The organism is Fusicatenibacter sp., from assembly GCF_050872605.1.
In the GTDB taxonomy this organism is placed as follows: domain Bacteria; phylum Bacillota; class Clostridia; order Lachnospirales; family Lachnospiraceae; genus Fusicatenibacter.
The window spans coordinates 1-15,674 of record NZ_JBNMHD010000001.1 but is presented as its reverse complement, the minus strand read 5'-3'; the positions used below and the strand labels follow the sequence as shown (position 1 = coordinate 15,674).

General features: G+C 48.5%; 12 protein-coding genes and 1 pseudogene. All 13 read left to right on the top strand.

What is annotated here, in order from left to right; translation table 11 throughout:
• Positions 1-180 precede the first annotated feature (180 nt).
• Positions 181-1,080, top strand: a complete 900-nt coding sequence (locus ACY2VT_RS00065; protein ID WP_022461578.1) for a diacylglycerol/lipid kinase family protein — start codon at positions 181-183, stop codon at positions 1,078-1,080.
• 179 nt (positions 1,081-1,259) lie between these two features.
• The gene (fba, locus tag ACY2VT_RS00060; RefSeq protein WP_118750451.1) at positions 1,260-2,123 is read left to right on the top strand and encodes a class II fructose-1,6-bisphosphate aldolase; all 864 of its coding nucleotides are present in this window, start codon (positions 1,260-1,262) and stop codon (positions 2,121-2,123) included.
• Between the two features lie 413 nt (positions 2,124-2,536).
• Positions 2,537-4,651 (top strand): glutamine synthetase III family protein, encoded by a 2,115-nt coding sequence (locus tag ACY2VT_RS00055; RefSeq protein ID WP_461878450.1) that lies wholly within the window; start codon positions 2,537-2,539, stop codon positions 4,649-4,651.
• Between the two features lie 154 nt (positions 4,652-4,805).
• Positions 4,806-5,543, top strand: coding sequence for a WecB/TagA/CpsF family glycosyltransferase (locus ACY2VT_RS00050; RefSeq protein WP_461878449.1), 738 nt, complete (start codon positions 4,806-4,808; stop codon positions 5,541-5,543).
• A 5-nt stretch (positions 5,544-5,548) separates the two neighbouring features.
• Positions 5,549-6,418 (top strand): YitT family protein, encoded by an 870-nt coding sequence (locus ACY2VT_RS00045; protein WP_461878448.1) that lies wholly within the window; start codon positions 5,549-5,551, stop codon positions 6,416-6,418.
• 185 nt (positions 6,419-6,603) lie between these two features.
• A complete protein-coding gene (locus ACY2VT_RS00040) occupies positions 6,604-7,692 on the top strand; it encodes a PucR family transcriptional regulator (protein WP_461874738.1) in 1,089 nt (362 codons plus the stop codon).
• 26 nt (positions 7,693-7,718) lie between these two features.
• Positions 7,719-8,402, top strand: coding sequence for a cell division ATP-binding protein FtsE (ftsE, locus tag ACY2VT_RS00035; RefSeq protein WP_022461638.1), 684 nt, complete (start codon positions 7,719-7,721; stop codon positions 8,400-8,402).
• Positions 8,392-9,306 (top strand): permease-like cell division protein FtsX, encoded by a 915-nt coding sequence (gene ftsX, locus ACY2VT_RS00030; protein WP_461878447.1) that lies wholly within the window; start codon positions 8,392-8,394, stop codon positions 9,304-9,306. The genes ftsE and ftsX overlap by 11 nt, the downstream gene beginning before the upstream one ends.
• Before the next feature lie 85 nt (positions 9,307-9,391).
• Positions 9,392-10,651, top strand: coding sequence for a S41 family peptidase (locus tag ACY2VT_RS00025; protein ID WP_461878446.1), 1,260 nt, complete (start codon positions 9,392-9,394; stop codon positions 10,649-10,651).
• 119 nt (positions 10,652-10,770) lie between these two features.
• Positions 10,771-12,015, top strand: a complete 1,245-nt coding sequence (locus tag ACY2VT_RS00020; protein ID WP_461878445.1) for an aminopeptidase P N-terminal domain-containing protein — start codon at positions 10,771-10,773, stop codon at positions 12,013-12,015.
• 27 nt (positions 12,016-12,042) lie between these two features.
• Positions 12,043-12,921, top strand: coding sequence for a NifB/NifX family molybdenum-iron cluster-binding protein (locus tag ACY2VT_RS00015; RefSeq protein ID WP_461878444.1), 879 nt, complete (start codon positions 12,043-12,045; stop codon positions 12,919-12,921).
• Positions 12,922-13,149: 228 nt separating this feature from the next.
• Positions 13,150-15,225: an efflux RND transporter permease subunit gene (locus ACY2VT_RS00010; protein WP_461878443.1), complete on the top strand. Its 2,076-nt coding sequence runs from the start codon at positions 13,150-13,152 to the stop codon at positions 15,223-15,225.
• A gap of 64 nt (positions 15,226-15,289) precedes the next feature.
• A pseudogene (locus ACY2VT_RS00005) lies at positions 15,290-15,433 on the top strand (transposase); the annotation flags it as partial.
• Positions 15,434-15,674 lie beyond the last annotated feature (241 nt).

Genomic DNA, 15,674 nt, shown 5'->3' with positions numbered 1-15,674 from the left:
AATAGTTTTGAAATCCGCAGGGGCTGCCTCTTAGTAGGTGGCTCCTGTTTTGTTGTATATCATATTTTATATGCCACAATTGCGAAATTGTGGCAATGTACGGGGTTGCATCTGCTTTGCGAATAAGGTACAATACAGAATACAGAACAGCTAAAATGGGATACAAAGGAGAGCATTTGCATGGAGAGCAAGAAAAAAATGTTGTTTATTTTTAATCCGTTTTCCGGAAAAGCACAGATTAAAAGTAAACTGTTTGAAATTATCGATGTTTTTGTAAAAGGCGGATATGAAGTGATTGTCCACCCGACGCAGGCAGTCGGAGATGGTTTCGAAAAGACAAAGGAGCTTGCGCCGCAGGTGGATCTCGTTGTCTGCAGCGGGGGCGACGGAACACTGGATGAAGTTGTCAGCGGCCTGATGGAAGTGGATCAGCGCGTTCCGATCGGTTATATTCCGGCCGGAAGCACCAATGACTTTGCAAACAGTCTTTCTATTTCGAAAGATATGGTACAGGCGGCAAAGGATATCATCGAGGGAAACCTGTATTCCTGTGATGTGGGAGCGTTCAACAACGACAGCTTTGTCTACATCGCTGCATTCGGCCTTTTCACGGATGTTTCCTATGAGACAGACCAGCACATGAAAAACATTCTCGGCCATCTGGCATACCTGCTGGAGGGATCCAAACGGATCTGGAATGTGCCGACGTACTGGATTAAAGTCGAGGCAAACGGGGAAACCTTTGAGGGAGAGTATATCTACGGTATGGTGACGAATGCCAAGTCCGTCGGCGGCTTCAAAAACCTGCCGGGACAGGATGTACGCCTGGATGACGGACTCTTCGAGGTAACCCTGATCAAACGCCCGAAAAACCCGCTGGAACTGAATGAGATCATTGCGTCCCTGCTGATGCAGGAGGATCACACAGACCTCATCGATTCGTTCAAGACCGACCGCATCATCATCGAGTCCAACCAGGAGATTTCCTGGACTCTGGACGGCGAATACGGCGGAGATCACGGCTATGTCTGCATCGAAGCGCGCAAACATGCCATGGAACTGGTTCTGAACAATAAGTAGGCACGGCTTTTTGATAAGTTTTTCACAAAAAAGTGCAAAAAAATGGATTTCGCTACGAAAACCATTTGGCATTTGCAGAAAGATGTTGTATAATAAAACCAGTTATGAAAGTAACAAGTATGCCGTAAGCCTGAAAACGGTACACGGCACAATTACAGACACAGGAGGTCATTTGAGCTATGTTAGTATCAGCAAAAGAAATGTTGGACAAAGCAAAAGCTGGCCACTATGCAGTTGGTCAGTTTAACATCAACAACCTGGAGTGGACAAAATCCATCCTTCTTACCGCACAGGAGATGAATTCTCCGGTTATCCTTGGCGTATCTGAGGGTGCAGGAAAATACATGACAGGTTTTAAAACTGTAGCTGCTATGGTAAAGGCTATGATCGAAGAACTGAACATCACTGTTCCGGTTGCTCTGCATCTGGACCACGGAACCTACGAAGGATGCTACAAATGCATCGAAGCAGGTTTCTCATCCATCATGTTTGACGGATCTCATTATCCGATCGAAGAGAACGTTGCAAAAACAAAAGAACTGGTAGCTGTTTGCAAAGAGAAAGGAATGTCTCTGGAAGCAGAAGTTGGTTCTATCGGTGGAGAAGAAGATGGTGTTATAGGTATGGGCGAATGCGCTGATCCGAACGAGTGCAAGATGATTGCAGACCTCGGTGTAGATATGCTTGCAGCAGGTATCGGCAATATCCACGGTGTATACCCGGCTAACTGGCAGGGACTGAGCTTTGAGACTCTGGCAGCTGTACAGGAGCTGACAGGAACCATGCCGCTCGTTCTTCACGGTGGTACAGGTATCCCGGATGACATGATCAAGAAAGCCATTGACCTTGGCGTTTCCAAAATCAATGTAAATACAGAGTGCCAGCTTGCATTCGCAGCAGCTACACGTAAATACATCGAAGAGGGAAAAGATCAGCAGGGTAAAGGATTCGATCCTCGTAAACTCCTTGCTCCTGGCGCAGAAGCTATCAAAGCTACTGTAAGAGAAAAAATCGAACTGTTCGGTTCTGCAAACAAAGCCTGAGTTTAAGCACGAAAATGCTGTGCAGGATTCCTGGGGACTTCCTCCTCAGGGTCCGCACAGTATTTTTTTTCGCGAGCAACGAGTCGAAGTCCGTGCTTGCACGAGACCTTGACGACTGCCGCGAAAGCTTTCATCGAATCCGCTAATTTTTTCGCCTGAATTAGGAAAGTTTTGTAAAATAATACGAAAAAGGGACTGAGTTCAAAAAAGCACTTGCGTTTTTTAAGTTTTTGAGTTATTTTAGTATCAGTTGGAAATCAAATCCATATGCGAATGTAAAACAAGGGCGTTCTACAAAAACTTAGCTTTCCTTAGCTGCTTTTTGAGAACCCCTTTTTCTTGTATCAGGACCTTTTTAGAGTCCGGCGGGAAGGTCGCATCGCAAAATTCACAAATGGAAAGGAAGAAAGAAAATGGGAGAATATGTAAATCCGGCCAAAATCTTTGGCGAAAATGTATTCAATGACACTGTAATGCAGGAACGTCTTCCAAAAAATGTTTACAAGAAGCTGAAAAAGATCATCGAAGAAGGCGGTGAGCTGGATCTTGCTACTGCAGATACGATTGCACATGAGATGAAAGAATGGGCAATTGAAAAAGGAGCAACACACTATACACACTGGTTCCAGCCGCTGACTGGTACAACTGCAGAAAAGCACGATTCTTTTATCACAGCACCGATGCCGAACGGCAAAGTACTGATGAGCTTCTCCGGTAAAGAGCTGATCAAAGGCGAGCCGGATGCATCTTCTTTCCCGTCCGGTGGACTGCGTGCTACCTTTGAGGCAAGAGGATATACAGCATGGGACTGCACCTCACCGGCTTTCGTTCGTCAGGACGCAGCAGGCGCAACCCTCTGCATTCCGACTGCATTCTGCTCCTACACAGGAGAGGCGCTTGACCAGAAAACACCGCTTCTTCGTTCCATGGAAGCTCTGAATGTACAGTCCCTGCGTCTGTTAAAACTGTTCGGAAACACCACTTCCAAGAAAGTAACTCCTTCCGTAGGACCGGAGCAGGAATACTTCCTGGTAGATGCAGAGAAATTCCTGCAGAGAAAAGACCTGATCTACACCGGCCGTACCCTGTTCGGCGCAATGCCTCCAAAAGGACAGGAGATGGACGATCACTATTTCGGAACCATCCGTCAGAGAATTGCTTCCTTTATGAAGGAGGTCAACATTGAGCTGTGGAAGATGGGCGTTACCGCAAAGACACAGCACAATGAGGTTGCACCGGCACAGCATGAGCTGGCTTCCATCTATTCCGAGGCAAACGTAGCAGTCGACAACAACCAGCTCGTAATGCAGACCTTAAAGAGAGTTGCATGCCAGCACGGACTGAAATGCCTGCTGCATGAGAAACCGTTCGCAGGTGTCAACGGTTCCGGTAAACATAACAACTGGTCCATCACCACAGATGACGGCATCAACCTTCTTGAGCCGGGCAAAACACCGCACGAGAACATTCAGCTCCTGCTTGTGTTAAGCTGCATCCTGAAAGCTGTTGATGTTCACGCAGATCTGCTCCGTGAGTCCGCAGCCGATCCAGGAAACGATCACAGACTGGGAGCCAACGAGGCACCGCCGGCCATCATTTCCGTATTCCTTGGCGAGCAGCTGGAGGACGTTGTTGAGCAGCTGATCAGCACCGGAAATGCAACCAAGAGTAAAAAAGAGGGCGTTCTGGAGACTGGTGTTAAGACACTTCCGGATCTCAAGAAAGACGCTACCGACCGTAACAGAACCTCACCGTTCGCCTTCACCGGAAACAAATTCGAGTTCCGTATGGTTGGTTCCCGTGACTCCGTTGCAGCTCCGAACATCGTACTGAACACCATCGTTGCAGAAGCATTCCGCGATGCATGCGATGTACTGGAAGGCGCTGAAAACTTCGAGGACGCTGTCCATGATCTGATCAAGAAGAACTTAAGTGAGCATCAGAGAATCATCTTCAATGGCGACGGATATGCAGATGAGTGGTTAGCTGAGGCAGAGAGAAGAGGACTTCCGAACATCAAATCCATGGTGTACGCAATCCCGGCACTGACCACTGATACCGCAATCAAACTGTTCGGCGATTTCAAAGTATTCACCGAGGCAGAGCTGGTATCCCGTGCAGAAGTTAAATTCGAGAACTATGCAAAGACCATCAACATCGAAGCAAAGACCATGATCGACATGGCAAGCAAACAGATCATCCCGGCAGTCATCAAATATGCGACTTCCCTGGCTGGATCCATCAACACCATCACCGCAGCAGGTGTTACAGCAGTTGGTGTACAGAAGAATCTGCTGAACGAGACAAGTGCACTGCTTGAGGAAACCCAGAAAGCACTTGACGAGCTGATCGCAATCGAGAATGCAGGATGCGAGATGGAAGACGGTGAAGCAAAAGCAAAATACTACTACGAGAAAGTTACTCCGGCTATGGAGGCACTCCGTGCACCGGTTGACAAACTGGAAATGATCGTAGACAAAGAGATGTGGCCGATGCCGTCCTACGGCGATCTGATGTTTGAGGTTTAACCCGCAGAAGGTCCGATAAATTGTAAAAATTCTGTGAAAACAGGGCAGAAAAAGAGGCTGTTTTTGACAACGGCCTCTTTTTTTAGTATAATGGAGATTAGCTGTTGTCAGAAAGAAAAGGCGGACAGCACTGCCGGAAAAGCGGCAGGAAAACATGGAGGAAACGCTTCTGGAATTTCGGAGAAAAACAGAAGCATACAGAACTATGAATGCAGAACTGGAAATTTTAGGTGTGAAGCTGAAACATTACCGCGTCGATGCGGCGATGGAGATTGCAGAGGAATACCTCTCAAACGATAAGCTGAACACCATCGGGATTGTTACGATGCAGATGCTGATGCAGGCGAGCAAGGAACCGACGTGGAAACAGTATATCGAAGATCTGGATCTGACAGTTATCGGGGAAACCGAGGTGCTGGAGGCAGCAGGAATCGACCCGGAGACGCCGTCCTACGAGGAAGTGGAGACGAACGAGTTCATCGCACGCTTTTTCTGGGGACTGATTCAGAAGAAGAGCCGGATTTTCGTACTGGGCGACACGGAGGAAGAACTGCAGACGCTGCAGAAATATCTGACGGAGACGTATCCCGGCATTGAGATCGGAGGCGGCGCTGTCGTTGAGACGCTGGAGGAATCCGCGTTTGACAGCCTGGTCAACGAGATCAACAGCCAGACGACGGACGTGATTGTGAGCGGCCTTGCAGGAACGCGGCAGGATCGTTTCGTTCTGGAAAACAGCAGCAAAATCAGCGCAAAAATCTGGCTGAGCCTTGGCGAGCATTCGACGCTGCAGAATGAGGCCGGTATAAAAACAAGCTGGTGGGGAACTCTGCTAAAGAAGAATACGTTCAAGCGGATGGTAACAAAATATAACAGCGAAAAGGACGGTTGAAGTTCATGAACTGGATACGGAACAAACAGCAGTGGAGAGATTATCTGCTGATTACGCTGGGAACCGCGGTCATGGCGGTTGCGACCAGCTCGATTTACGACCCGGCGGGGCTTGTTACCGGAGGATTTTCCGGTCTTGCAATCGTCATCAAACAACTGAGCCAGATGCTGTTCGGAAAAGGAGTTCCGCTCTGGGTGACGAACCTTGTGCTGAACATTCCGCTCTTTCTGTGCGGAATCCGCATGAGCCGCGATTTTCTGGTGAAAACCATCTTCGGAACCCTGATGAATACGTTCTGGATTGCCGTTCTCCCGGTGCTGCAGCTGGTGCCGGATGACAGGATGCTTTCCGCACTGTTCGGCGGCGTTCTGATGGGAGCAGGCATCGGTCTCGTCTTCATCGGAAACGGTACGACGGGCGGAACGGATATGATGGCGGCTCTGATCCAGAGAAAGCTGCGCCACTATTCCGTTGCACAGGTTATGCAGGTGCTTGATGGAATCATCGTCATCGCCGGTATTTTTGTCTTCGGTATCCACGCTTCGCTCTATGCGATCGTGGCAATCTACGTGACGACGAAAGTGACGGATGCCCTGATGGAAGGTATGAATTATGCGAAATCCGCGTTTATCATTACCGCGCATCCGGACCAGGTAGCCGATGAGCTCATGAAAGAACTCGACCGCGGCGCGTCCGGCATCCACATCAAGGGAATGTACACGGGCGAGGAGCGCATGATGGTATTCTGTGTGGTAGGAAAAAAACAGATCCCGCAGCTCAAACAGATCGTGGGAATGATCGATCCGGACGCGTTTGTCGTTGTGTCGGATGCAAGAGAGGTCTTGGGAGAGGGCTTCCAGACGGATTTCTCCTGACCTTTTTACGTATTTTGTGGTATAAATGTTGTGTTTTCTCTTCCTTTTTTGTCTATTTTGTATTAAAATAAGTATATCTGTGAGGTACTTTGCATCAGGCGCAGAACCATAGGGGTGTGGATATGCCTGGCAATGAAAGCGGGTGCAGCCGGAGACAAACTATAGGATGAAAGAGGGAAGAAAATATGATTTCAAATCAGATTTTACAGAGTACCATTGAGGGAATCAAAAATATTTCGCGTGTCGAACTCTGCGTGACTGATGTAGAAGGAAAGGTTCTGGTAACGACGTTTCCGGAGGTTGAGATCAGCCAGAATGATATTGTAACGTTTGCGCAGTCTCAGGCAGATTCCCAGACCATGAAAAATTATCAGTTTTTTAAAGTATACGATGAACACCAGCTGGAGTACATTCTGGTTGTAAAAGGCGGAAACGATGACATTCACCTGATCGGGAAAATGGTTACCTTCCAGATTCAGGGCCTCCTTACCGCCTACAAGGAGCGCTTCGATAAAGACAACTTTATCAAGAACCTGCTGCTCGACAACCTGCTGCTGGTCGACATCTACAACAGGGCGAAGAAGTTACATATTGAAGTGGAAGCACGCCGCCTTGTATTTATTCTTGAGACAAATCCGGATAAAAACAGCGGGGCGCTGGAAAGCGTCAAGAGTCTGCTCGGTACCAAATCCGGTGACTTTATAACTGCCGTCGATGAGAAAAACATTATCATCGTCAAGGAACTTGCTCCAGGTGAGGATTATGCCCAGATGAACAAAGTGGCAGCCACCATTCTGGAAGCGGCAGGAAGAGATGAGGAGGGGAAAACCCACGTTGCTTACGGTACCATTGTCAAGGAGATCAAAGAAGTATCGCGTTCCTACAAAGAAGCCAGAATGGCGATGGACGTCGGAAAAATCTTCTCCGTTGAGAATGATATCTATGCATACAGCTCACTGGGTATCGGCCGTCTGATTTACCAGCTTCCGATCCCACTGTGCAAAATGTTCATCAAAGAGATTTTTGGCAACAAATCGCCGGATGACTTTGATGAAGAGACACTGACAACGATCAATAAATTCTTTGAAAATTCTCTGAATGTCTCGGAAACCTCGAGACAGCTTTATATACACCGAAATACCCTTGTCTATCGGCTGGATAAGCTGCAGAAGAGCACGGGACTCGATCTTAGAGTTTTTGAAGATGCGATCACATTCAAGATTGCGCTTATGGTTGTGCAGTACATGAAATACATGGAAACGCTCGATTATTAAGCGAGAACCCTTGAAGGAGGAATTGCATGATAACATTGGATAGTGTAAGTAAGAGTTACGCGAAAGGCCAGCCGGCCGTCAACAACGTATCCTTACACATCGAGAAGGGGGAATTCGTCTTTATCGTGGGAAACAGCGGTTCTGGAAAATCGACGCTGATCAAGCTCCTTTTGAAAGAACTCGAGCCCACATCCGGTACCATTAAGGTAAACGGACAGATCTTAAATAAAATGAAACGCTGGAGAGTGCCGAAATACCGCCGCGGTGTCGGCGTCGTATTCCAGGATTTCCGCCTTTTAAAAGACCGGAATGTCTATGAAAACGTAGCATTCGCACAGCGTGTCATCGAGAAACCGAACCGCGTCATCAAAAAGCGCGTGCCGGAGGTCCTGACGCTGGTCGGACTGGCAGAGAAGTACAAATCCTTCCCGAAGGAGCTTTCCGGAGGAGAGCAGCAGCGAGTTGCCGTGGCAAGAGCCATTGTCAACCGGCCTGACATCCTTCTGGCGGACGAGCCGACCGGAAACCTGGACCCGGGAAACTCCATGGAGATTATGAAGCTCCTGGAGGAAATCAACAACAGAGGAACGACCGTTCTTGTGGTAACCCACAACCGTGAGATCGTCAACTCCATGAAAAAACGCGTTATTACCATGCGCAAAGGCGTGGTAGTCAGCGATGAGAAGGAGGGCGAGTACCATGAGGTTTAGTACACTGGGCTACAGCATCAAACAGGGTGTCAAAAACATCTGGAGAAACAAGATGTTCTCGCTGGCATCCATCGCAACCATGGGAGCCTGTATCTTTCTATTCGGTATCTTCTTTGCGGTTGTCATCAACTTTAACTATATCGTAAAAAATGCCGAGACAGACGTATCCATGACCGTCTTCTTCAACGAAGATGCGGATCAGGCGACGATCGATGAGATCGGAACGGAGATCAGGGCCAAGACCGATGTGGTCAAGGAATGTAAGTATGTTTCCGCGGATGAGACGTGGGAAAACTTTGCAAAACAGTATTTCGAAGGAAAAGAGGAATACAAGGACGGCTTTAAGCCAAACGACAATCCGCTCGCAACTTCCGCGCACTACGAGGTTTACGTATATCAGGTAGAGACGCAGAATGCGCTGGCTGAGTATATCCGCTCGCTGGACGGTGTCCGTGAGGTTAAACAGGCCGAGGGCGCAACAACAACGCTGACGACGATGAACCGTGTCATCGGCTACGTTTCCATCGCGATCATCCTGATTCTTCTTGCGGTATCTGTTTTCCTGATCAGCAATACCGTCACGATTGGTATTTCGGTTCGGAAAGAGGAGATCGGTATCATGAAGCTGATCGGTGCGACGAACCTGTTTGTAAGGGCTCCGTTCCTGATCGAGGGTATCCTGATCGGACTTGTCGGAGCAGCGATTCCGCTGGGACTGCTGTACGTGGTATACAACAGAGTCATCAGCTACGTTATGACGGAGTTCAGCGTACTGTCGAACTTTATGGCATTCATGCCGGTATCGGCCGTCTTCCGGATTCTGCTTCCGGTCGGACTCATTCTCGGTATGGGAATCGGACTTGTCGGCAGTATCTTTACGATTCGAAAACACTTGAAAGTCTGATAGGATTAGACAATATTAATGAAGTAAAAAATAAGTCCCGGAATCCGTCAAAAGATTCCGGGATCTTTCGATTGGGAGGCATATTTTGGAAGAACTGATGAAGGAAGAAAAAGAGGGCGTAAAAGCGGCAGAGCAGGAAAAACCGAAAAAGCGCAGAAACAGAAAGAAAAACCGAAAAAATGAGATGCGGAAGAGCTACTTTGCGGGCATGATTTCCATGCTGGCGATTGTAATGATCGTGCTTGTCGGAACAACGTTTCTCTGGCCGGGAAGCAGTGCGGACCACCCCGGCGGCTTCTGGTCGTGGCGGAAGACGGCGGCGATCAAAGCGATGATCAGCCAGCTTTACGCGGGCGATGTGGATGACACAGAGCTGTCGGATGCGATGTATAAAGGGCTGATCAGCGGCCTCGGCGACAAGTATTCTACGTATTACACGAAAGAGGAATACGAAGCGATCAAGACAGCGCAGGAGGGTTACTATCAGGGCATCGGTGTTACGGTGACGATGGACGGCGATAAGCTGCAGGTCACCGGCGTGCAGGACGATACCCCGGCGGCGAAGGCCGGCATTCAGGCGGATGACCGTATTGTAAAGATTGACGGGCAGACACTAGAGGGGCTCAGCCTCAACGAAGCCGTCGGTCTTTTGAAAAACAGTGAGAATGATACCGTGATGCTCACAATTGAACGGGAGGGCGAGGCGGAACTGCTGGAGAAGGAAGTGGCGAAAGAGAAGCTTGCGGCAATCGTGGCAGACGGTAAAATGCTGGACGACAAGATCGGCTATCTGGCCATCAGCGAGTTTACAGGGCTTACCTCCGAGCAGTTCCAGAAGGCGTACCAGTCACTGCAGGATCAGGGCATGGAGCGCCTGATCATCGACCTGCGCGGCAATCCGGGCGGCCTTGTCACGGCAGTCTGCGACACCCTGCGCCAGATCCTGCCGGAGGGACTCATCGTGTATACCGAGGATAAAAACGGAAAACGGGAAGAGTATACCTGCGACGGCGATACCCCGATCTCGATTCCGCTCGTCGTGCTGGTCAACGAAAATACAGCAAGTGCGGCAGAAATCTTCACAGGAGCAGTCAAAGATTACGGCATCGGAACGATTGTCGGCACGACGACGTTTGGAAAAGGCATTGTCCAGAATACGTTCCAGCTCTCCGACGGCAGTGTGGTGAAACTGACGATTGCACATTACTACACGCCGCTCGGCAACGACATCCACAAGGTCGGTATCACGCCGGATGTCGAGGTGGAGCTGCCGGATGACGCGACGAGCGATGTGCAGCTCGAAAAAGCGCTGGAAGTTGTCAAAGGACTGGAAGGTGCGGAATAAAATAAGAATTTTCACAGAAAAGCAGGAAAAAGGTAGGAAAAAAAGCACGAACGTGTTATCTTAGTAGAGGAGCCGAAAACAGATCTTGGCAGGCTCTAAAAGAAAGTGAGGAAAGACAGATGAACTTTACAGAAAGAAGAAAACAGGTTTTTGATAAAATGGACCAGGATTCCGCACTGCTTTTGTTTTCCGGAATCGAGCTGCATGTCAGCGCAGATGAATATCTGCCATTTGAAGCAAACCGCAACTTTTTCTATCTGACCGGCCTTCGCAGAGATCACATGATCCTGATGATGAAAAAGACCGCAAAAGAGGAGAAATCCATTCTGTTTATCGAGGAAGCGGATCCGAATCAGGAGAGATGGTTTGGAAGAAAAGTAACCGTATCCGAGGCACAGGAGATCACCGGAATCGAGGACGTTCGTTTCCTGGATTCCTTTGAGGGCATGGTAAACCGTCTGATGGCACGCGAGGACATCGGAACCCTGTATTTCGACTGCTACCGCTATCAGGTCGAGGATCTGCCGGATTACAACATGGTAAAGGCAGAGGAGTTCGCAAAGAAATTCCCGGGCAGACCGATCAGGAACATTGCTCCTGTCATCGCAGCACTGCGGATGCAGAAAGATGAGGATGAGATCGCTCTCGTCCGCCAGGCAATCAAGATCACGGATGATGCGCTGAAATTTGTGATGAAGAATCTGAAACCGGGCTGCACCGAGTATCAGGCACAGGCTGATTTCGAGTACAAGATTTTCCACGAGGGAGCAGACGGAACCGCATTCCCGACGATCGCAGGAAGCGGTGCAAACGGAACGATGCTGCACTACGACACCAACCGTGACGTGTGCAAGGATGAGACCCTGCTTCTGATGGACCTTGGAGCAAAATTCCAGGGCTACTGCGCAGATATCACCAGAACGTATCCGGTCAACGGAAAATATACGGACCGTCAGAGACAGGTTTACGACGTTGTTCTGGCAGCAAACCGCGCCGTTGCAAAAGCAGCAAAACCGGGCATGACATTAAAAGAGCTCGACGATATCGCAAAAGATGTTCTCGGCGAGGGCTGTGTGAAACTTGGACTGATCGAGAAGAAAGAGGATGTCGGAACCTATTACATGCACGGCGTTTCCCATCACCTCGGCATCGATGTACACGATGTGACCGCAGCATGGAACGACAAACTGCGTCCAGGCGCCATCATCACCGATGAGCCGGGTCTTTATATTGACGAGTGGGAAATCGGAATCCGGATTGAGGACGATATCCTGATTACAGAGGACGGGTGCGAGGTTCTTTCCGAGAATCTGATGCGCGATCCGGACCAGATTGAAGCCTTTATGCAGGGAAAAGAGGCGTAAGAAAAAAACTACGGAGGATTTAGTTAGATGAAAATTGCAGTTACATACGATAACGGGAATATTTTCCAGCATTTTGGAAAAACAGAGAATTTTAAGGTTTACGAAGTAGAAGACAATCAGGTGGTTTCCAGCGAAGTGATCGGATCCAACGGAACCGGCCACGGCGCACTGGCAGGCCTTCTTTCCGAGCAGGGCGTGAATGTTCTGATCTGCGGCGGCATCGGCGGCGGTGCACAGGCTGCTCTTGCTGAGGCTGGCGTAGAGCTCTGCTCCGGAGCGGAAGGAGATGTGGATGCAGCGGTGGAAGCTTACTTAAACGGAACGCTCACATCTGCAGGTGCAACCTGCGATCACCACGATCACGAGGAAGGCCACTCCTGCGGCGACCATTGCGGAAGTCATGAGGAAGAGGAGAGCTCCTGCGGCGGTTCCTGCGGAACCTGCGGCGGCGGATGCGGTGCACCGACACCGGTTATGGAAGGTAAGAATGTCGGAAAAACCTGCCGTACCCACTACAGAGGAACCTTCAACGATGGAACCCAGTTTGATTCTTCCTACGACCGCGGCGAACCGCTCGAGTTTATCTGCGGTGTGGGCCAGATGATCCGCGGCTTTGATGCAGCCGTTGCAGAGATGGAAGTCGGCGAAAAAGTCAACATCCATCTGATGCCGGAGGAGGCTTACGGAATGCCGGATCCGAACGCAATTTTCACCGTTGCGATCGCACAGCTTCCGGGAGCAGAGGAAGTAGAGGTCGGACAGCAGGTTTATCTGCAGAACCAGTACGGCCAGCCGTTTCCGGTAAAAGTTACCGCAAAAGACGAGACCAATATCACGTTTGATGCCAACCATGAGATGGCTGGAAAAGAGCTGAATTTTGAGATTGAGCTGGTTGAAGTGAAATAAAAAAATGCATAAAAAAGAGTGTCAGGACGAAGGAGCCAGGCACTCTTTTTTGATGCGCAGAAAAATCAACGATTCCCATTTCCGATTTCCGTTATTTTTTGTAAAAGTAAACAAAAAATGACCAAAATTCATTTTTTGCCATTTCGAATATTGACTAATAGTCATTTAAGTTGTAAGATGTGGTACTAGAAAAACAAGTTAAAAATGAATCAGAGGAGATGAATGAAAATGGTTAAATTTGGCAAATGGATTGCCAGGCACAGGATTCTGATGCTGATCATTGGATTTCTGCTGATTATTCCGTCAGTCATCGGAATGGCAGCAACGAAAGTAAACTATGATCTGCTCAGCTATCTGCCGGAACATCTGGAAACTGTAAAAGGACAGGACATTCTGGTAGATGAATACGGCATGGGTGCGTTCTCCATGGTTGTTGTGGAAAACATGGAAATGAAGGACGTACAGAAACTCGAAGAAAAATTTGAGCAGGTAAACCACGTAAAAGAAGTTTTATGGTATGACGATGTGGCAGACATCAGCGTGCCGGTTGAGATGATCCCGGAAAAACTCCGGAAAGCATTCTACAATGGGGATGCAACCATGATGCTCGTTCTGTTCGACAATACGACTTCTTCCGATGACTCCATGGAGGCAATCGAGGATCTTCGTAAAATTGCGAACGAGCAGTGCTTTATCGGCGGTATGACCGGTGTTGTTACCGATATCAAAAACGTAGCATTAAAGGAGCTTCCGGTTTACGTTGTTATTGCGGCAGTTTTAAGTCTTGTTGTTATCGAGCTGACTTCGACTTCCTTTGTTGTTCCGATTCTGTTCCTGTTAAGTATCGGACTGGCAATCCTTTACAACCTTGGAAGCAACGTCTTTCTTGGTGAAACATCCTATATCACAAAAGCGCTGACTGCTGTACTGCAGCTTGGTGTTACGATGGACTATTCCATCTTCCTGCTGAACAGCTTCGAGGAGAATAAAAAGCGTTTCCCGGATGACAAAGAGCGTGCGATGGGCCATGCAATCGCCAACACGTTCAAATCCGTAGCCGGAAGCTCCGTTACCACCGTAGCCGGTTTCCTGGCACTGTGTGTTATGACCTTTGCCCTTGGCCGCGACCTTGGTATCGTTATGGCAAAAGGTGTTTTGATCGGCGTTGTCTGCTGTGTCACCGTCCTGCCGGCCATGGTTCTGGTATTTGACAAGGCAATTGAGAAAACGAGACATAGACCGCTGGTAAAGAGTCTGGATAAACCATCCGCTTTTATCACCAAACATTATAAGGCGTGGGTTGTGATCTTCCTGATCCTGCTGTTCCCGTCGATCTACGGAAACAATCATACCCAGATTTACTACAACATTGCGCGTTCTCTTCCGGCTACCCTGGACTGCAACGTGGCAAATGATGAGGTAAAAGCGCAGTTTGACGTAAGCAACATGCATATTGTGATGATGGATCGCGATATGGATTCCAAACAGAAAAAGAAAATGATGGAGGAGATCGGCAACGTAAAAGGTGTCAAATCGACCATCAGCATGAGTTCCCTGCTTGGACCGACGATTCCGGAATCCATGATCCCGGAAAATCTCCGAAGCATGCTGCAGAGCGATGAGTATGAGCTTGCATTTGTGAGCTCTGAATATGAGTCCGCAACAGATGAAGTAAACGAACAGGTCAAAGCGATTGACAAAATCGTAAAATCCTACGATAAAAATGGAATGGTCATCGGTGAAGCACCGCTGATGAAAGACCTGCAGGATGTTACCGATGCTGACCTTGTCAACGTAAACGTGCTTTCCATTGGTGCAATCTTTATCATCATTTTGCTGATCTTCAAATCGATTTCTCTGCCGATTATTCTGGTAGCAGTCATCGAGTTTGCAATTATGCTGAATATGGCAATCCCGTATTATCAGGGAACCAGCCTTCCATTCGTGGCCAGCATCGTAATCGGAGCGATTCAGCTCGGTGCAACCGTGGACTACGCGATCCTGATGACAACCCGTTATCAGAAAGAGCGCCAGAATGGAAAAGACAAAAAAGAAGCTATCAGTATTGCGCATAAGACCAGTATGCCGTCCATCATCAGCAGTGGCCTGAGTTTCTTTGCCGCAACCTTCGGTGTAGCCTGCTACTCTCAGGTTGAGATGATCGGTTCCATCTGTACCCTGCTTGCGCGGGGCGCGATCATCAGTATGGTCGTTGTTATCCTGATTCTGCCGGCAATGTTTATGATTTTCGATAAACTGATCTGTAAGACATCGATTGGATTTTTAAAGAAGAAAACAAAATAAAGTATGACAAATCCCCTGTACCGGAAGTAGCTGGTGCGGGGGAATTTTTTTGCTTTGCGTTTAAATTTCTGATGTGACGGATAAGATTCTGCCACGGATTGAAGACTGGCAGAACCGGCCACTGGACGAGGTCTATCCTATTCTCTACATCGATGCAATCCATTATTCTGTAAGGGATAATGGCGTGATCCGAAAGCTTGCTGCTTATCCAATGCGTCGTAAAACCCCTTGCTGTGGGGAGTGTCAAATGGAAGAAGTATACCGGAAAAGAAGAAGGATAATACGGAAAATCTGAAAAGATAAAAACTATGTATATTCCGACCGCACAGAACCATCTGCACGGTGATTCAGAACCACTCTATCGCTTGAATAGAGCCACCTTCACGGAAGGTGAGCCATTCATATAAATTTATCCTATAATGAGATTGGCACACACAAGTGTGACTAAT